This is a genomic window from Thalassospira sp. TSL5-1 (assembly GCF_001907695.1).
In the GTDB taxonomy this organism is placed as follows: Bacteria; Pseudomonadota; Alphaproteobacteria; order Rhodospirillales; family Thalassospiraceae; genus Thalassospira.
This window is the reverse complement of sequence record NZ_KV880642.1, coordinates 109,345-130,560: the sequence shown is the minus strand read 5'-3', so window position 1 is coordinate 130,560 and position 21,216 is coordinate 109,345. Positions and strand designations below refer to the sequence as shown.

7 protein-coding genes are annotated in these 21,216 nt (G+C 51.6%); all 7 read right to left on the bottom strand.

From position 1 onward, the window contains the following. Positions 1 to 3: 3 nt before the first annotated feature. Positions 4 to 1,416 carry a TolC family protein gene (locus LF95_RS21240; RefSeq protein WP_168173738.1) on the bottom strand — a complete coding sequence of 471 codons (1,413 nt, stop codon included), beginning with the start codon at positions 1,414 to 1,416 and terminating at the stop codon, positions 4 to 6. Between the two features lie 33 nt (positions 1,417 to 1,449). Further along, on the bottom strand, positions 1,450 to 2,358 hold the full coding sequence (locus LF95_RS21235) for an efflux RND transporter periplasmic adaptor subunit (protein WP_168173737.1): 909 nt from the start codon (positions 2,356 to 2,358) through the stop codon (positions 1,450 to 1,452). A gap of 32 nt (positions 2,359 to 2,390) precedes the next feature. Further along, on the bottom strand, positions 2,391 to 4,583 hold the full coding sequence (locus tag LF95_RS21230) for a biotin/lipoyl-binding protein (protein ID WP_073957210.1): 2,193 nt from the start codon (positions 4,581 to 4,583) through the stop codon (positions 2,391 to 2,393). Further along, entirely contained in the window at positions 4,580 to 6,448 is a 1,869-nt protein-coding gene (locus tag LF95_RS21225; RefSeq protein WP_073957209.1) for an efflux RND transporter periplasmic adaptor subunit, read from the bottom strand. Before LF95_RS21225 ends, LF95_RS21230 begins: the two co-directional genes overlap by 4 nt. 81 nt (positions 6,449 to 6,529) lie before the next feature. Beyond that, on the bottom strand, positions 6,530 to 6,826 hold the full coding sequence (locus tag LF95_RS21220; protein ID WP_073957208.1) for a DUF3467 domain-containing protein: 297 nt from the start codon (positions 6,824 to 6,826) through the stop codon (positions 6,530 to 6,532). A 57-nt stretch (positions 6,827 to 6,883) separates the two neighbouring features. Then, positions 6,884 to 8,431: a calcium-binding protein gene (locus LF95_RS23715; RefSeq protein WP_371440838.1), complete on the bottom strand. Its 1,548-nt coding sequence runs from the start codon at positions 8,429 to 8,431 to the stop codon at positions 6,884 to 6,886. A gap of 12 nt (positions 8,432 to 8,443) precedes the next feature. Next, a partial coding sequence (locus tag LF95_RS23710; RefSeq protein ID WP_371440836.1) for a calcium-binding protein occupies positions 8,444 to 20,856 on the bottom strand: 12,413 nt, incomplete at its 3' end. Between the last annotated feature and the right edge of the window lie 360 nt (positions 20,857 to 21,216).

Here is a 21,216-nt window from a genome sequence, read left to right as displayed (position 1 = left end):
CGGTTATTGAACCGAAATCGGCATTGTATCGTGGGTGTAATTGGCAAAATCGGTGCTTGCCGTGATCATCGGCAGGTTCGGGTCCAGAAGCTTGTTGATCGATCCGATCTGGCCTTCATCCAGGGTGCCGGTAACCTGATGGATCAGCGCGTAGTTCAAAAGATGGCTATAGATTGCTGCCAGCGCCTGACGCTCCATTGCGAACAGGTCTTCGTCTTCATCTAGAACATCAAGCACGGTTGACTGCCCGGCATCAAATTTGATCTTCACCGCATCAACAATACGACGATGGGTTGCAACCCCCTGCACCAGTGCCTTGATGCGGTCCGGGCCATTGACCAATTCGTTAATGGTACCGGTAACGGTTTCGCGCAGCTCGCGCAGGTAAATGGCGCGCTGATAGCGAGCCTGATCCACCTGGCTTCTGGTTTCCAAGGCCTTGTAACCCTGCCCACCCGGGTTAAACAGCGGAACATTCAGGCGCAGCATGGCAACGCCCTCGTGGGTCAGGCTGCCACCGCCAAAAAGCGAACCACCGGAATCACGACGGGTATCGGTAAAGATGAAATCAAAGGTCGGCATGGCCTGACCGACATCGGCGGCCAGGGCCGCCCGCCGTTCATCAATCGAATAATCCATCGCCCGAACACGCGGGCTGCTTTTCAGGGCCGCGTCAAGCCAATGGTCAACATCTGTTTCGGTCAGCTTGGGCAGCTCAACATTGTTTGCCAGCGTCGCAAGGGATGCCGGCAGGCTGCCAACACGACGCTGCAACTGGGCAAAAGCACGCTGATAGGATGTGCGGGTTGCCACAACACGGGCCTGGGCCTCGGCCAAACGGGCAGCGACCAAATCCGCCTCATAAGAGGTGGCAAGACCCTGTTTCTGACGGGTTTCGATATCTACCTTGCGTTCCGCCATCGAAGCATGTTCAATCTGTGCCAGCCGTGCGTCATCGGCCGCAGCCAACGTGCTGAGATAGGCTTCAATCGTCTGGTAACCGACATCCAGTTTCGCGGTTTCCAGCGATTTCTTCAAACGCATCCGGCTCATGTCAGACGCAACAATCTTCATGATGCTTTCAAAATCAAAGATATGCTGCTGGAGCTGGAACGTCCGCTGGCGGTTATCGAAATTACCCTTGCCAAGGGCGAACACCGTATTGTCCGAGCGGTCAATGCGCTGTTTAACCCATTCGCGGTCAAAAGTAGCCGAAACCTGGGGCAAATAGCCCATAAAGGCGTTTACCTGACCAGCAACCCCTTCGCTAACCTGTTCTTCGGCCAGCGAGATATTCGGGTTTTCCGTCATTGCCATTTGATAAACAGCCGAAAGATCTTCCGCTCCCGCACGATCCGTAAAACCGACAGCAGAGATCCCCAGCACATACGCCGAAACGAGGATTTTCTTTTTCAACACCATGCTCTCCACAAGAATATTATGTTCTGTTCACTGTTTTTTCGGTGACAGGAATTCGATATGACAGCCAATCCCCGCGGGGATGGCCAGGTCCGGGTTCGGCAGCACAACGCGCATGCCAAAAGTTTTGCTTTTGGGTTCAACAATCTGGTCTACCAGTGAAATTTCGGCATCACGCGGGCTGATCTTCGGACCTTCAAAATGAACGATCACTTTTTCGCCCTTGTGATATTTGCCAAACTGGGCAACCGGCAGCGAAACCTCGACGTAGAGCGGGTCCAACTGCGCAATCAGCGCAACAGCCTTGCCATCAACCTGCTCCCCAACGGTCAACAGCTTTTCGATCAAAACACCGTCGATCGGGCTTTTGATCATACGATCAGCCAATTGCGCCCTGGACAGGGCCAGTTCCGCTTTCATGATATCGATGTTTTCTTTGGCGGCATCGTAATCCAGCCGCGCACTGTCGCGGTCTGTTTCCAGGGTATCAATCTCTTCCTGGGTCATCAGCTTTGCTGCGCGCAGTTTTTCGGTCCGCTTAATACGACGCTCGGCAAATTCCAGCTGACGTTTGCGCGCTGCCACATTGCTTTGTGACTGCACACGAACCTGCGCATAATTCACCTGTGCCTTTTCAACATCGGCCTGCAATTCGGCAATCAGTTCACCCTTTTTAACCCGCTGGCCGCGTTTGGCGTGCATCGCATGAATGACACCATCCACCGGGCTTGCCAGTTCCACCAGTTCACTGGCCCTTACCTGACACACATTTTGCTCCTGACCGGCAGCCGCGCCGCTGGTTTCGCCGCCCTGACGGGCATTTTCCAGCAATTGGGCAAAGGGATCAGATGTTGCAGGTATCGATGGCTTGGACGGTTCCGATGTGTCTTGCGCAAAAGCAACCGAAGCCGCGCCCCCATTAAAAAGGCACAGCGCCAAAAACCCACATGCAATATGTCGAAACGATAAAGTCAAACTTCAAACCTCTTTAGGAAGTTGCGGCGGACAACGCGGTAAACCAGAACGGCAGCGGGTTCCCAGCCCAAATCAAATCTTACATGGGCACGATCCCCGTAATTTTCAGGGGTCAATCCTTCACAACAATCAACTGTTGCGATAAAAACCGGGTTCAGCAGCTCTGGTCGTTTGTGGGTTTCGGGTTTCAGGGCAAAAGGCCCGCCACCGTCTAGCGAAAGAACCGGACTGGGCAGTTGCAGCGTGGCACTGGGCGACCATGACTTTATCGTGCCAGGGATCACATCCCCCAAATGACTGGCAAAGCGCAACTCTACACCGCGCAAATGGTCCTGGATCAAATCGCCGTCCACCGCAGGTACGGCCACCTTGATAACCGGCGTCATTCCCGGTTCCAGCACAAAGCCGGCCTCACCGCCGCGCGGCAGAAAACGTCCGATCAGGTCCTCGGCATCGCCAACTTCAAAAATGCCATCATGACTGGCCCGAATAGACAACGCCTCGATGTCTCGGGTGGTGCGAGCAAAACGTTCCTGTGCATTTATCAACCGCTGACGGGTAATCGAGGCGGCAACCTGATCCGTTGCCTTATCGGCATCAAGCTGCAATTTCAGCGCCTGGATTTCAGCATCCAGTTTGCTGCGTTCCGTTATCAGGTTGTCATTGCGCAAGGTCATCAAAAGGTCGCCCTTATAGACCTGCGCACCGCTTTTTTGATGAATTTCGCGAATAAAACCGCTGGAGCGCGCACGCACCGCAGCATCATCAGGCAACCAGACAACACCCTGCGACATGATCCGGTCTGGTATCGGCACAAAAGCCAATGCAACCAGACCGCCAGCCAGCATCAAACCACGAATGATTGATCGCCGGCGTTTGCCCTTCAGGGTCGGGCTGGTCATCAAAAAGGTACTTCCCTTGATAACGGGGGTGACAAACATGTTAAAAACGGTCCAGCCCCCCAACAAAGCCCCGACAAAAAAATACTTCTCGGCCAGATGAATCGCGATGGTCACAAGTATCATCGAGCGATAGGCAAAGGAAAATGGGGCATAAAACAGAAACCACCGCCGTTCGGAGGGCAGTGCATCAAATTCATATTCCCGATCAAGGCCGATGATGTATCGCTTGATCAGGTAACTGTAATATTTGGTCGATTTCATCGCGAGATTGGGAATCTCGATCAGATCGCACAGTAGATAATAGCTATCAAACCGCTGTAACGGATTGCCGTTAAACAGCAGCGTCGAAACCCCGCTGATAATCATGACATTATGGGCCACGGCCCGCACAATACCCGGTTCGGCAGCCACCCAGACAAACATGGCAATCGATGCCATTGTCAGTTCAACCATAATACCCGCCCCGTCCACAAAGGCGCGGTGCCATTTGCTGCGGAAGGTAATACTGGATGAGGCATCAACATAGGGCACGGGCATAAACAGCAGGAACATCAGGCCCAGTTCGCGCACATTACCACCATAATGCCGCACGACGACCGCATGGCCAAATTCGTGTACCAGCTTCAGGATCGGATACACAAACCACACGATCATAAGGTTTTCGGCACTAATAAAACGGTCGAGCCCGCCTTCGGTTAACCCGTCCCAGTGAATACCCGCCAGGACAATGGCCGACCCCAACAGCATCACAAACAGAAACGCGATAATCGGACTAAAGACCCAGCGCATTGCCGGCTCCAGATGATCAAGAGCGCGGGTCAGATCAAACAGCGGAATACGCACATAAAGCGGATTTTTAAAAGGTGCAATCTGCTTGGCGCGCCGCGCCTTAACGATACGTTGCTGCAAAACAGCCGTATTGGGAGCTTCGCCAGTGCGAATCAGTTCGAGAGATTTTAACTGATCAACGATCTGGGCAAATTCTGCGTCATCGGCGTCAATTTCGCCTTTCTTTTCCAGGTCACGGCGAATGTCTGCCAGCGGCGTGACACCATCCATCCGACGTAACAGGGCATGAGCCGCTGTTGTCAGGCGGTGATAACGGTTTGACAGGCGGTCATGGGCAATATAGGCGGCCACATTATGATAAACGTGCCGAAAAAAGGATATGTCACTGCGCACCATCGGCTTAAGGCCAGACAGCGTTTCCCAACGCGATGGCTGAACGGGTGCCATCGGCGAAGACATCAGGTCACGTCCCGCTTCTGCAGCCAGCATATCGCTCATGGCATGATCCGCCACAATTGCAGACGCGCCCAATCCCACAGCGGATGGGTATAAATCCAGAAGATCGATTTCGGCTGGGTTTCAACCTTGGCCACACCGCGCATACCCGGTTGCAAATCCTGCTGCGGGTTTAGCAGCAGGGCTTCAACATTAAAATAATTTTCGCCGTCACTTGCCTCGGAAATTGGTGAAATACGGTCAATGGTAATTTCATCCAGGCTGTTGGGGCGTGCATGCAGCAGCAAGGCCCCTTCCTGCCCGACGGAAATATAGCGAATGTCCTTTTCATTGACCTTCAGTTTCAGGCGATATTCATGAAGGGGGCTAAGCTCGAACAGAACATCGCCTTCCTTCACCGGCGAGCCGATCTTCTGTGATAAATCCCCATCAATGACATAACCGCTAAACGGGGCCTGAAGTTCGGTTCGTGCCAACTGGCTTTTCACCAGCTCCAGTTCGGAAATCGCCTGTTGCATCCGGGAACGCAAAATCCGCGCTTCCGACAGGTCGCCCTCACCGGTGGCAGCTTCAATCTTGCGCTGGCTTTCCACAATTGAACTTTGCAATTCAAAGCGATGCAGTTCCAATTCGCGGGTTTCCATGCGGCCCAGAACATCCCCCTTCTGAACCACATCACCGGCCCGTACCAGGCCTTCGGCAATAAAACCGTCAAAGGGTGCCGGCACGGCACGCTGCACCAGCCCTTGCACCTCGGTTTCGGCGCTAACGCGATAGGGCATATGAACGATCAGGCTTGCAGCAAACAGCAACACGACCAAGGCGGCAATCGCCTTGATACGGGCATGATGCAAGCCAAACACCCAGCCCATCGCCCGGTTGGCACGCCGGAAAAAACGATCCAGCGTGCTGCGCGAAGCCGCCATCTGCAGCCCAAAAGCAGGGGCGACCAAACCAGAAATAACGCCCCCAAGGGCCTGTACACGCAGGCTTTGATCCAGATTACATTCAATCTGAACAACGATGATGCCATCGGCAACATCCGGCAACACCACCGGCCAGGAGCCAACCCACGCCTTCTCGCGACCTTCAACCAGCTTGGCGTGGCTTTCGGTGGCGGTTTGCGAACTGCTGCCCGCGCCGGAAAAATAAACTGGCGCTTTCTGATAAACCGCCTCGCGCATGGCATCAACAATCAGATGCACCCGGTCGCTTTTGGCTGTTACCGATGCGGTATGAGAAGATCCAAGAATACGAACATGGCGCCCCTTGACCAGGCCAATCGTCACCCGGTTGGCAACCAGGTCATCAGCCATAACAGTGGCACAGCTTGTCGCCCCTGCTTCGATATCGGTGCAGGAAAGCAAAGCGGAACTGGCATGCTGACCATAACGCAAAGCAACGGTTTCGGCGGTATCGCGATATTGTTCCCCCCGCCAGAAACCTGCCAGCCAGGCCGCATTCCATTGCAGGCAACGCATGGCAAGGTTCAGGCGCTGGGTATCGGCGGTTGGCAAAACGACACCAACCGCACCTTTCAAATCGTCATCGACAAAAATGACGTTTGACACATAACCAGACCCCATTTCAGGGTTGGTGGTGGCAACACCACTGCGCACAACAAGACTGCGCTGGACAACCTGTGTCAGGGCCGCCCCCGGGCTATTATCGGCACCCCGATAGGCAGCGACGCGAAAATGCCTGTTGGCACCTTCGGCACTGTTAAAGGCCACGACAATTTCGCCAGGCTTTACCCCCAGAACAAGTTCCAGATTGGCCCGGCACAAATCAATCCAGCCATCGGCCAGATCCGAAAAAGACCGTGCCGATGAAAGCTTGCGCCATAATTCCGGGGAGATAAACCCCGACGCATCGCCCAGTGGCGGATTACCGGGAATAGTGTTCAAAACGCCCCCAATTCCCGATAATCAGTCCCACGCAAGTCATCTCCATTCCCCTCAAAACAGAGCCGTCAGACAAACACGACCTTAATCGAGTTTGCCATAAACGCGTTCGTATTCACCCAGCGTGTGATCCAGGATCTTTTTAAGACGTTTGGCGGCAAACGGGCTCATGATGATCCGATCGCTCAATTGAACACGCACGTCACCCTGTGCGCTGCTCCAGACCTGACTGGTGCCAAACAGGAACATGACCTCCTCGCGCGTGCTGGCAACGTTCGATACGTTGGCATAGGTGCTGCGCATGTTGGAATCATCCCAGTTGATTTTGCGCTGGTCTGCATCCGTCGCGACACCCGATTGCGGTTTGGTATTTTCGGTCATTCTTTGTAAATCCTTATATTCACTCATAAATTCACGTTATAGGCATAAGTTTCAGGCTTATGCAGCCCTGGAAGCCTGTGTTTCTTCCAGCACCGGCTGGTTCATACCCTGTGCCAATTCTGGCACAAAAATCGGCGCCCCGTCTGCTGCAGCATCGTTCACCCACAGGCCGGAGTCAGCATCGAACACCAGCGAAATACCACCAGACGGTGCCAAAGCCGCAAAATCGACATAACGACCATTTTCATCAAGCCAGAGGAAAGCACCATCCTGCGGTTGCGCATCCTGACCGGAAGAAGAAGAATCACCGTCAGATTGTGGTGCATCACCACCCGGAGCACCTACCGGTGCACCTTCCGGTGCCGCTGCACCTGCTGCTGTTCCATTATTTGATGCCGGTGCCGCCGAATTTCCAGTCCCTTGCGGTGCAGAACCGGTATCCGGGCCCGTTGCCGACTGATCATTAACACCCGCTGGCGTGCTGATCTGACCACCGAACGATACAGAAGGCGTACCGCCGCCCGCTTGCCCGTCCGACGCATGCCGAACCGGTTCAAGCAAGGTTGCACCCTCGATGAATTCGGCAATGGTGTTATCCACAACACTGCTGGTCCGCTGCGGAATCATCACTTGCGGGATCATCGCCGTATCAAACGTGCCGCGCGCATTAAGATTAATGGTCTGCGAAGCTCCCGTTGATCCCTGAGTCACGCCGCCAAAACCGGAGCCGGAAGACTGTGTCGTCGAAGACGGCTCGTTGTTACGCAACACGGAAGGATCAGTAGACGGCACATCCTTTGCGAAATAAGCAGCCTGCGGCTGCAAGATAGGATCGCCCTGGAAAGCCGGGAATTCGGTTTTGGAATTCCGTTTTTCATCAATACGGAATTCGCCGTTTTCGATCTGAACCAGGTCGAGTTTCTTGTCGGCAACGATAAAGTTTGGCTGTTCCCCACCCAGGATGAAGTCAACGCCTGAACCGGAATCAAGGGTGTCATGACGACCGGTAAAGGATTCCGTTGAACGTGCCATCCGCGGCAGGCTGTCGTGATATTCCTTGCCAGGTTCACGCGGAACGAAGCCATAATACACTTCGCCTTCGTCCCCGATCAGGATATCGTCATTGGCACCACCAAAAAGATCATCTTCAAAGGCACCGCCAAGCAATTCATCGTTACCTGCATTACCAAAGAGCGTATCATTGCCGTTATTTTCGGCAAGAAGTTCCTTGGTATGAATTTCAAGACGGTCCGTGGTGTCTCGGTAAGTGGCCCCACCCTGGTCGCCAATAATGGCATCATTGCCGTCATTGCCTTCCATATAATCGTCAAACGAACCACCAATGATGATGTCATTGCCTGCATTGCCGAAGATGCTGTCGTCACCCCCAACAGCCTGGTTCCGGGTTTCAAGGGTGAAATGCGTCCCCAAATCCCAGTCTTTCTTTTCAGCAATCACAAAGATTGGCGAATCATCAAGCTTGAGATATCCGGCATCCCCCAGGATGACGTCATTATCAGCACCGGCAAAAATGGTATCACCAGCCTGGCCGCCAAAGATCACGTCATTTCCAGCACCGGCAGAAATGGTATCGGCACCGCCAATACTTTCTTCGANCCGCCCGCTTGCCCGTCCGACGCATGCCGAACCGGTTCAAGCAAGGTTGCACCCTCGATGAATTCGGCAATGGTGTTATCCACAACACTGCTGGTCCGCTGCGGAATCATCACTTGCGGGATCATCGCCGTATCAAACGTGCCGCGCGCATTAAGATTAATGGTCTGCGAAGCTCCCGTTGATCCCTGAGTCACGCCGCCAAAACCGGAGCCGGAAGACTGTGTCGTCGAAGACGGCTCGTTGTTACGCAACACGGAAGGATCAGTAGACGGCACATCCTTTGCGAAATAAGCAGCCTGCGGCTGCAAGATAGGATCGCCCTGGAAAGCCGGGAATTCGGTTTTGGAATTCCGTTTTTCATCAATACGGAATTCGCCGTTTTCGATCTGAACCAGGTCGAGTTTCTTGTCGGCAACGATAAAGTTTGGCTGTTCCCCACCCAGGATGAAGTCAACGCCTGAACCGGAATCAAGGGTGTCATGACGACCGGTAAAGGATTCCGTTGAACGTGCCATCCGCGGCAGGCTGTCGTGATATTCCTTGCCAGGTTCACGCGGAACGAAGCCATAATACACTTCGCCTTCGTCCCCGATCAGGATATCGTCATTGGCACCACCAAAAAGATCATCTTCAAAGGCACCGCCAAGCAATTCATCGTTACCTGCATTACCAAAGAGCGTATCATTGCCGTTATTTTCGGCAAGAAGTTCCTTGGTATGAATTTCAAGACGGTCCGTGGTGTCTCGGTAAGTGGCCCCACCCTGGTCGCCAATAATGGCATCATTGCCGTCATTGCCTTCCATATAATCGTCAAACGAACCACCAATGATGATGTCATTGCCTGCATTGCCGAAGATGCTGTCGTCACCCCCAACAGCCTGGTTCCGGGTTTCAAGGGTGAAATGCGTCCCCAAATCCCAGTCTTTCTTTTCAGCAATCACAAAGATTGGCGAATCATCAAGCTTGAGATATCCGGCATCCCCCAGGATGACGTCATTATCAGCACCGGCAAAAATGGTATCACCAGCCTGGCCGCCAAAGATCACGTCATTTCCAGCACCGGCAGAAATGGTATCGGCACCGCCAATACTTTCTTCGACCGTTTCAAACAGAACCAGCGTTCCGTCCGCCTTGCGGGTTAGTTCAGCCAAGTCACCAGAGATATAATCCGCGCCGCTACCGGTTGTGATGGTATCAGCACCCGATCCACCAATAACAACATTATTGCCATTTCCGGCATTGATTTCGTCATCAGCGGCGGTATCCAGATTACCATTCCGGCCTTTAACGTCTGCGCCATCACTGCCCTTCGGCACGATAATGCCCAGGTCGCCCAAAATGGTGTCATCACCATTACCACTGGTGATTTTATCCTTGCCGATACCGCCAAGAATAAAGTCAGTTCCGGCACCCGCACCGGTTGTGATGGTATCATCGCCACTAATGGTTTCTTCAACCGTTTCAAAGCTGATCAGATTACCATCGGCATCCTGTTTCAGTTCGGCAAGGTCGCCAGAGATATAGTTGGTGAAACCAGCTCCACTGGTTGACCCTGTACCAATGGTGATGGTGTCACCACCAGAACCACCCAGAACGATCTTATTCCCGTCATCGGCTGTAATGGTGTCTTTGTTGGTCGTGCCATTCAGAATGATATCGCCATTCCGGGCAGTAACTTCCAACCCGGCACTGCCAACACGCAGGATTTTTCCAAGGTCACCCAGAATGGTGTCGTTACCATTATGGCTCGAAATGGTGTCATCACCGGTACCACCAAGGATGAAATCATTCCCGGTAGATGCGCCCGTCGTGATGGTGTCGTTGCCACCAATGCTCTCTTCAACTGTTTCAAAGCTGATCAGGTTGCCATTGGCATCGCGTTTCAGTTCGGCAAGATCGCCCGAAATATAGTTGGTGAAACCGGCACCGTTGGTCGCACCGGTACCAATCGTGATGGTGTCATCACCAGAACCACCCAGAACAACCTTGTTCCCGTCTGCCGCACGAATGGTGTCATCGTTAACCAACCCGATATTACCATTGCGAGCAATAACATCCGGTCCGGCATTCCCTACCGGAATGATGATACCAAGATCACCGAGAATAATATCGGTACCGTTCGAGGTATCAATGGTATCCGCCCCAATACCGCCCAGAATGAAATCATCGCCGGTAGATGCACCCGTCGTGATGGTGTCATTGCCACCAACATTTTCTTCAACCGTTTCAAAGCTGACCAGGTTGCCATTGGCATCCTGTTTCAGTTCGGCAAGGTCGCCAGAGATATAGTTGGTGAAACCAGCTCCACTGGTCGCACCGGTACCAATCGTGATGCTGTCACCACCAGAACCACCCAAAACGATCTTATTCCCGTCATCGGCTGTAATGGTGTCTTTGTTGGTTGTGCCACTCAGAACGATGTCACCATTCCGGGCAGTAACTTCCAACCCGGCACTGCCAACACGCAGGATTTTTCCAAGGTCACCCAGAATGGTGTCATTACCATTGTGGCTTGAAATGGTGTCATCACCGGTACCACCAAGAATGAAATCATTCCCGGTAGATGCGCCCGTCGTGATGGTGTCGTTGCCTCCAATGCTCTCTTCAACCGTTTCAAAGCTGACCAGGTTGCCATTGGCATCCTGTTTCAGTTCGGCAAGGTCGCCAGAGATATAGTTGGTGAAACCAGCTCCACTGGTCGCACCGGTACCAATCGTGATGCTGTCACCACCAGAACCACCCAGAACGATCTTATTCCCGTCATCGGCTGTAATGGTGTCTTTGTTGGTTGTGCCACTCAGAACGATGTCACCATTCCGGGCAGTGACTTCCAACCCGGCCACGCCAACACGCAGGATTTTTCCAAGGTCACCCAGAATGGTGTCATTACCATTGTGGCTTGAAATGGTGTCGTCACCGGTACCACCTAGGATGAAATCATTCCCGGTAGATGCGCCCGTCGTGATGGTGTCATTGCCACCAAAAGTTTCGTCAACCGTTTCAAAGCTGATCAGGTTGCCATCGACATCCCGTTTCAGTTCGGCAAGATCGCCAGAGATATAGTTGGTAAAGCCCGCACCATTGGTCGCGCCGGTACCAATCGTGATGGTGTCATCACCAGAGCCACCCAGAACAACCTTGTTCCCGTCACCCGCGCTGATGATATCCCTGTTCGTCGTGCCAAGGCTGCCATTGCGAGCAATTACGTCCGGTCCGACACTCCCCATCGGAATGACAATGCCAAGATCGCCGAGGATGATGTCGTTACCATCACCTGCGGTAATGGAATCATTACCAACCCCCCCGAGGATCACATCATTGCCAGCACCGGTTTCAATGATGTCATTGCCGCCCAGGGCTTCCTCAAGCGTTTCGAACTTCAGCACCGGATCAGCGGCAAGCTCGGTTAACGGATCATCAGAACCTTCGGCCACTGTATAAACGCTGCGCGTCACAGCGGCATTATCACCGGCAACATAATTGTTGCCTTCACCGCCATTGATGGTGTCATTGCCGCCGCCGCCAATCAGGAAGTCATTGCCTGCATTGCCAAAAATGGTGTCATTGCCGCCATTAGCAGCATTACGGGCAACAATATCGGCATCCGTACCATTTGCCGTGGTGACATAACCCAGATCACCGAGGATGACATCAATACCGTCTTCACCCGTCAGGGTATCCGCGCCCGTACCGCCGATAATCACATCATTGTCGGCACGGCCATTGATAATATCGTTGCCGCCAATATTCTCGTTGGTGGTTTCCGCCCGCAAAATACGGGCCACCTTGTCGCGCGAAACCGTCCCGATATCGCCCAACAGGGTATCGTTGCCGTCGCCACCATCAATGGTGTCGTTGCCACCGCCACCAATGACGATATCATAACCGCTATCCGCATTGATCAGATCATTACCACTGTTGCTGCCGTCACGCCCGGTAACGGTCGCACCAAGGCCTGTTGACGGTTCGATCTTGCCGTAATCGCCAAGAATAATGTCCGAGCCCGTTCCGCCGGTGATGACATCACCACTAACATTGGTGCCCTCGGCAATGCCAGTTCCACCGCCGCCCAACAGCATGTCAGTACCCGACCCGCCATCGATAATGTCGGAAGATCCCTGACCTTCATCAACGGTTTCGACGGAAATCACGTCAAGGATGGTATTGGGCTGGCTGCGCAACAGGCTGATACTGTCACCACCGACAACATCGCGACCTACTTCGCCATACAGTTTGTCAGAACCCAGACCGCCAATCAGGATGTCGTTACCGCTACCACCCTTGATATTGTCTTTACCCGATGCCCGGTTATCGCCCTTGACCAAATACTGGCCCGACATTGTTGCACCAGCAGCACCTTGAACCAATCCTGTATCGCCGAGCAGAACATCATTGTGGTTGCCACCATCAATAATGTCGTCACCGATACCGCCAAAGATGATGTCTTCGTTGTCACCACCCAGCAAGGTATCGTTACCACCAACCGACGCTGCAACATTAGTATTGGCTTCAATCAGCATACCATTATCGGCAAAGGTGATGGTGCCGGTATCGCCAAACATGATGTCATTGCCGTCACCACCAGTGACCAGGTCGGCACCAGCACCACCAAACATATAGTCGGCGCCGCCATCACCATACAGGGTATCATTCCCACCTTCAGACGAGGAGGCTTCAAGCGTCAATCTGTCGTCCGATACTGTGGCTTTATCGCCAAACATAATGTCGGAGCCATCGCCACCGTAAAGCTTATCGTCTCCCAGACCGCCGATAATCAGGTCTAGCCCACGCTCACCGAACAGGGTGTCGTTGCCATCCTCACCGAAGATATCATCATTGCCTGACCCACCATAAATGATGTCGTCCCCGGTACCGCCATGAATAATGTCGTTGCCGCTTCCGGCTTCAACATAATCATTCCCGGCGCCAGCATAGATCGTATCATTGCCAACATCGCCAAAGATGCTGTCATTACCGGAGCCACCATAAACGGTGTCATCGCCCTTGCCCGCACGAATAACGGCATTGCCCGTGCTCATGGTACCGCCTGAAATGCCGTTACCATCAAGACGGATTACATCGTTCCCTGCCCCGCCATCGAGCACCATATTGGAGGCAATACCGCTCAGGATAATCTGGTCATTGCCCGCCCCGCCAAATGCGGCAACGGATTTAACGTGACTGAAGGTCTGAACAACATTGTTAAACAGCGTGGAGCGAACCTCGATCGTTTCATCGCCAGCTGTGCCACCTACATGCTTGATGTAGAAGGTTTCATCACCGTCTTCAGTATTCTGAACCAGACGATCCCCGGCATGCGTACCCATATTGATGGTCAGCGTGCCATTATCAAGGTTCGCCAGAACCGGTTCGTTTGGCGGATTCAAATCCCAACTAAAGAGGGTTGCCTTAAACAGGGTTTTGTCGATTTCAAATAGCGTTTTGTTGGTGAAAAGGAGGTGAAGCGTCACATCACCAATAGCAGCGACACGGACATAAAGTTCGCCATGAATATCAAATAGATACTCAGGAGAAATACTCATCAGACCGAGGAATTCGGATGGGCGCAGCTTACCATCACCATTCGGATCGTTGATATCGAAATTGATTTGCGTACCAAGTGCCAGCTTCAAGCCACCAGAGGCAGACACAATCCCGGCATTGATTTTGACACTGGCCGAGCCAAATATTTCGCCAACCAGAACAATTTCCGGTATATCCTTACTGCCTTGATGCAGGTCGGAAATATAGAATCCGTCAAACACGGAGATCGGATCGCCACTTTCAATGAACTCAACCAGACCATGCAAGTCATACCCGCCTGCAAGATCAAAGGTTATTTTCAATGAAGCACCAATTCCGACTTCAAGATTCAAATATGGCGGATAAAGCGGATATTCTTTACTTTTCTCCCACTCAAAATCAACGTCGAACTTCGGCAGATCAAAGTGGAACAGCTCCACATTGTCGGTCTGACCGGTTAAGAATTTAAGGGCTAGTTTGGTATCTGACAAAACGGGAAGTGAGAAGACATTGATCCATGTTTCTTTCGTCAGATCATCAAGCAACCCGCCAGAAATACCCATTTCGGTTTTAAGAGAATCAATGTTGGCAAAGGCGTAGTGATCATAATCAATTTCATCAAGAAGATTGATGCTGCCAACACCATTCGGGTTTTTCAGAACCGTATCACCATCATAGCTATATGAGCCATAGTTGGCGAAACTGATTGATGAGGCCGCGCCCGTCTTGAACGCCTTCACCTGCGCAATCAGGTCAATAATATTATCAAGTGTATTGATAAAGTTGAAAGCGTTATCGTTTACCGCACCCACACTTCGGGCCATGTCCAAAATCGACAGACTGCCAAGAATCTGCGAGATACCTGGTATCGGCGAAGTGAGGAATTCGATCAGCGGACGGATCGGATCCAGCATTGAATCGATGGTTTCAAAAATAGGCAACAGGGTATCGGTAATAATCTTTGCCAGATTAATTGATACATTAAGATATTCCAGCGTGTCATAATCAATATCTGCCGCCGTTCCATCACCAAATTTCTGATGATCGAAATCAAAACCGACATGCAGATCATGCGACAATTCCGGCAGACCAGCACCAAGCGCAGAATCGGTCGCCAAAGTGCGAAGATGAAAATCAAGATGGCCACTTGCATCTATCGTGGATGCAAACAGATGATTTACCGTGCGAACTTCTGAAAATGTCAGACGTCCATCATGGCTGCGGTTATTTTCAACGATATCATTAGCACTGACACTGCCCTGATCCGGGTTAATGTCGAAAGTAACCGTCCCGGAGAAAGCGGACCCATTATTCGTGATTTCGGAATTCAGGATGCCTTGCTGGCCCTTGGCATTCAGATCACTGAAATCCAGATTGAAAGTTACCACGAGTTCGTCAATGGCTCCGGTTTCAACAAAGAAACCCTGAGAGGCATTCACACCAAAGTCAAAATCGAAATCCATGCCAAGTTCAAGATTGACCTTGCCGCTTGAAACATCCAGTCCAAGCCCTGCGATCCCCAGATCCTGGGAGAGATTTACGTCCTGATCATAGAAATCCCAGTGAATATCAGCCGAAAAACGGACTTCATCAAGGTCCTGATCATAAACGGCAATGACATCGACATCCTTGTTGTGGTCCGCCCCATCAACAGCGCCAATCTGCTTGAGAACCGCTTCAAGAGCATGTTCAACAACAGTGTTGGTTGGCACCAAAACACCAGGATTGTCATCCTGGAAATCCTGGATGGATTCCGTGATCGAATCAATCAGACCCTGATGTAGATCCTGGAAATATTCCGCGGTTACGCCAAGTGCATCGCCAATAAAGGGTAGATCCAGCTCAAGCAGCCGGTTTTCAATCTGACCTTCAAGCTGGCTAAGAAAATAATCCAAACCATTTAACAGCAAACCCGGATTATTAAGGATGCTACCGGCATCCAGGCTATCGCCCAGATCGGCACTGGTCACTTTGACCACTTTGCCATCACCGAAATAATCGCTGGCCTGAACACCAACACCGGGATTGAAGTTCACACCGCCAATGCTCAGCGGCAGGTCTGCCTTAACAGCGACATTCGAGGCAACATTGGCAATATCGGCAATGTTGTTGGTGCTGATTTCGTTAAAATACAAACGGTCATCATTCGCCGACCCGTTATATTCATCATTCAGGGTCAAATCGAATGTTGCAGGACCAGAAACCCCAAAACCCGACTGCCCGGCAACCGCACTGCCGGCCAGGCTGCCCAGTGCCACCGAACCACCGGTGATTTTACCGGTCGCAGCACCAAAGTTGGTATTGAAGTTCAAATCATTCGCAGAAACCGAAAGGTCAAAGTGAACTTTGCTGTTCTGGGTATCAATGAAGAAACGATCATTATTGCTATCGGCATAAAGCTTGCCGCCGGTAAGAACACCGTCAACAATATTTGTTGAGGCAGAAGCAATCCCCAGGTCTTCGGCTGCTGTCGAACCGTTGATCGATTTGACAACCAGCCCCGGCTCGGCACTGGTCGAAGCGACGTCGGAAACCTGTAAGGTGGCGCTGCCACCCAAAAGGTCAGTATCCGCGCTTAGCGAAAGGTTTTGTCCACTGACCGAAACGGTAATCAGACTGCCAAGGGAGGCATAATCCGGCACGGAATTCGCGATACCATTCACATTCGCGGTCGCCATGAAGGCTTTGCCAAGCGCACTTTGCAACGCAGCCTCGAAATCGCTGGCAGTACGATTTTCGTCAGCATCCAGATGGACGGTTACAGATGCGGCCCCATTGACGGAAATGGCAAAATCAAAGGCGGCTTTGGGGTTAAATCCATCGCCAAAGGTACCGGAAATCACACTGCCACTGGCTGCATTATCCAGTCCCAGATCATCCAGCCCGGACGGAATTGAGGTCGTATCTGCCGTAGTCAGATCGGTAAAAACAAGGCTGCCATTTTCATCGATGCCGATTGTTAATTCAGAACTGTCAATCCCGGCAGTTGTAGCTGCCTGCTGAATACCGGCAACAATATCAGAAACTGTTGCGCCACTGGTAATCAGAGCATCAAGGTCAACTTCAAAGCTTTCACCATTGGCCAGTTTGATCGACAGGTCGGTTTTATTGGACGTATTGGTACCTATGCCCTGCCCGCCATTCAGGTTGCCAATTGCCGTGCTGCCCGATGCAGGAGTGCTGTTTTCAGGCTGGCTAAGACGGAAACCAAGCGTGAGCCCAACGGTTGCAGCCGCTGTAACATCGACAAGGCCGGTACCGTTAACATCAACAATATTTTCAAGGCCGCCCAGAAGATCCTTTACCCCCTGGTCGTTGGCCTGATCCGCCAGATCGCCAATTGCCAGATTAAGCGATTGCTTGCTGCTAAGGCTGGTCGGCGAATAATTGATGTCAATCATCAGGGCCGACTGGTCCTGGTTCAAATGAACATCAATGGCCGAGCTGTTGACATCCATACCAAAGGCGGTCTTAAGCGCGGCTTCAAGATCACCCAGACCAGAAGACGGATTGTTTTTGAAAGCCAAAAGTTTGGACTGGATATCGGCGGCAAAATCCAGAAGACCGGTGGCGCTCATGCCCAGAAGCGGTAAATCTGCTGCCAGGTCAGAGCCCGCATATTTGCCACTGATATATTGCAGCGCATTTTGAAGTGCTGCGACAATGCTATTAACGTCTAGGTCCGTCAGGGCCGAAACATTTTCATTGTCCAAACCACCCAGATCAACGGTCGGTGTCAGGTTCTTCAAATCGCTAATGGAATCCAACTGATCCATCGTGATCGAAATATTACCAACGGTGAGATTATCAAGAACATCACCGGCAACATCGACATTCGACAATGTCAGTTGTGCATAAGGCTGTTCCCCATTACCGGAACTGAAATGCACATCAGAGACAGCGGCGCTGGAATCACTGTTAATGATATCATGGGCCGTAATTGCCCTGACTTCACTGCTTTTCGAATCAGTGAAGCTATTATGGACCGAAACAACGGCATTTAGCGAAACAGACCCCGTACCGTTCGCGGTAAAATCAATCAATCCAACACGGCCGGTGGCATCAAGGTTGGTAATCGACATATCAATATGAACGGCGGCGTTCAGATCCTGAAGACCAAGATGCTGTGAATAGGTATCCCCGTGCAAAGCGATGCTGGTAATGCGACCAACGGATTCAGACAAATTGGCCTTGTTACTGCCTTCAATGCCGAGGTTAAAACCAACCAGAGAACCATTGATCGACGTTACGGTCAGATCAACAGCTTCCATCCGCAATGAAGAATTGATCAGATTGCGTTCGCTGATCTTTTTGGTATCGGTACTAATGACATTCGTGATCGTTGTCGCAACTTCAAGGACAGCTTTTCCATCCGAAGTTCCGGCACTAACATGAACGATGTCACTGTAATGCTTCGACGCAACACCAAGGATATCTTCTGGCACGTCAATTGACTGCAACGCAGCATTAACTGCGTTGGCAAAGTCCTGAGCCGTTGTACGGCCTGAATCAGCCGCGATATTGACAATCACGGGCGAGAACTTACCAACCTTCAAAATGAAGGAGGTTGCGGCACCAAAATCTGCATTATCAGCAATCACACCAGTCAATACGGCAGACGGGTTGCTGTCGGTTGTGTCAGTAAAGGCGTTTTCACCAAGATGCAGACCCACAGCACCAGCATTTCCGCTGGTGCTACTGGAGGCATCCTCGATGGTGATTCTGAAGGTATCTTTATCGAACGAAACATGAAGATCGCTATCAAGACCATTCAGATGGCTGACAAGCTCGTCAACGGTCCAATTTTCGTCAACATCAACCGCATATTGCGTACCATCACGCATGGTGATCTGAAGATCTTCAACGCCGTCCTGGCCGGTTGTGTTCGCAGTATTGGTCGTAACAACACCATTTCCGCCAAACAGTTCGGAAAGTTTGGGTGTTGAAATGCTCCAGTCAACGTCGTTGCCCAGAGCGTGCATATCGATCAAAAGCGTTGCCGAAACCCCGAGTACCGACTTGACAGAAATGTCACCCGAACCGGTAAGACTATCAAGCGCGCCCGTTGCGCTGCCCGCATTAAAATTCACATCGCCGCTATAGGTCTGGCTATCGGCATACGCGATATCCATTGCGAGCGAACCGTTAACAAAGCGCAGATTCAGCGCATCAATCATTTGTTCGGCAGAGCCAGTGAACCCTAAAAGTTCGCCAGCCTGCTGGGAAAACTCGACGATATTGGTAAAGGAGGTTTTACCTGCCAAGCTGCCAATTTCAATTTTAACGGGCTTGTTATCGCTATTCTTGGACGCGGTAAAAACAAGTTTACCATTTTGCTGACTGACACTGACACGGTCTTTAGCCGTCGTCGTCGCAAGCGCCGCACTGATCGCGGTTACAAGATCATCCAGGCTGTCAATCGGTTGTTCCCCGCCATCTTCGTTTGGCGTTGTATCCACCTTGTCGATATTAAGATTAATATCCTGACCATCCAGGGTCAGGACAAAGGTCAGGCCGGATTCAGGGAAAGGATGCTCGCCCAGATCAATTACGTCACTGACAAGGTCAACACTGGAATTGGCATCGCTTGCAGTCGCGCTCTGATGTTCGTCAAAGCCCAGCACACCAACTTCGGAGCTAAGCTGGGCAATGATATTTTCCATTTTGGCAGCAAGATCAACCGCTTCACCAATGGTAAGACCATCGGTAAAAGGCAAACTGGCATCCAGGGTATCGCCCTGGTCAATGCTGTCAACGGCACTGACAAAATTGTTCATGATGGCAAGGAAATCCTTGGCATCAAAATTGGACAGAAGTTGCAGTTCCGTGTTCATCGAAACATTGACTTCCGCCCCCAGATCAACAACCTCGCCGGTAAGAGTTATGTCCGGGCTCGAACCCGCGCTAATACCAGAAATCCCGGCTGCCGGGCCCTCGAGAGTCAACGGCAAACTGGCAAGAACAGTCGTAGCAGTACCGTTATTGGCGGCACTGACTGTCACATAATTGGTCAGATTGGAAATTGACGACAGCTCGGACGTCGATTTGTTATCGAGCTTGTCACCATCAACCACATTTAGGGTAACGGAGTATTTGATACCGCCATCAGAGGAATCATTGGCCGTACCGGCGACCTTAAAGGGCACAATACCCAATGTCAGGGTATGACCGGTCAAATCCTGGTCAACCGTGCTGTTCAAGCTGAGGCTGTTAAGACTGAAGGTAACGGCAGAGCTTTCGCTTGCTGCGCTCTGATCGACCGTAAGGGTAAAACCAATATCAAAGGTCAAATTCATGTGGCCTTTGGTATCAAGCGAGACGTTGTAATCATGTACGGGGTCGTCAGCACCGATGGTAAAGTCGCGATCAATTGCCTGCGACATAACGACTTTATAGACGTCTTTGCCATCTACCTCGGAATGATCAATCGTTAACGAGCTGTCATCGGCATTGTAATAGCCGGACTTCTCAAAAAAGGCCTTCCAATCCGTTTGCAAATTGGAAAGATCGCCATCTTCGCTATTCGCAATCGCTGCAGCGATGTTATCTAAGGGGTCCACCAAATTCTGGTGAAAGATGTCGCTAATATCGGCAATGGCCCCGGCACCAGAAGAAGCCTCCGTCCCCACCACCATTGGCAACGGATCGGCAAACAGATCATGACCTTCGAGATTATCGAGCAGGTTTTCAACCTGGGTCAGTGCCGCGCTGATATCATCGGTATATTTTGTTTCCAAAGGATCTGCCGACAAAAGAACACGCGGTTCAATCGGCTCCACATGCAGACGCCGGGTCACACGGATGGGTGCGGCCAGCAACGCTGCATGGCTGACCTTTGCATCGCGGTCGTGTTTACGCTTGCCCGAAACCCAATTACGAATTGTCCGCATCGAATGACGCCTTTTCTCGAATGTCACTGAGATCCCCACGTCCGCACCCCAAATGCAGACACAACTATACCATAGTGGTAACTACAAAAATTTATACAATAAACAAAGAGCAAACTGGACTCGAAAATTCTGACAAATACTGACAGAATTTATTTTCCCGACCCGCAGGCAGCTTCTCCGGCCCCGTGATAAAAAACAACTCAGCACATTGAAAAATATTATCTTTTTTTACAAAAAATCTTTTGAATCATTGCCTTATCAAGACCGATGGTCACAACAGAGACCAAGCATCGCCCCACACACCATTGGGTATAGTATTAAGCCCTTAAAAATATAGACCTTTGGCAAAATCAGCCCTCT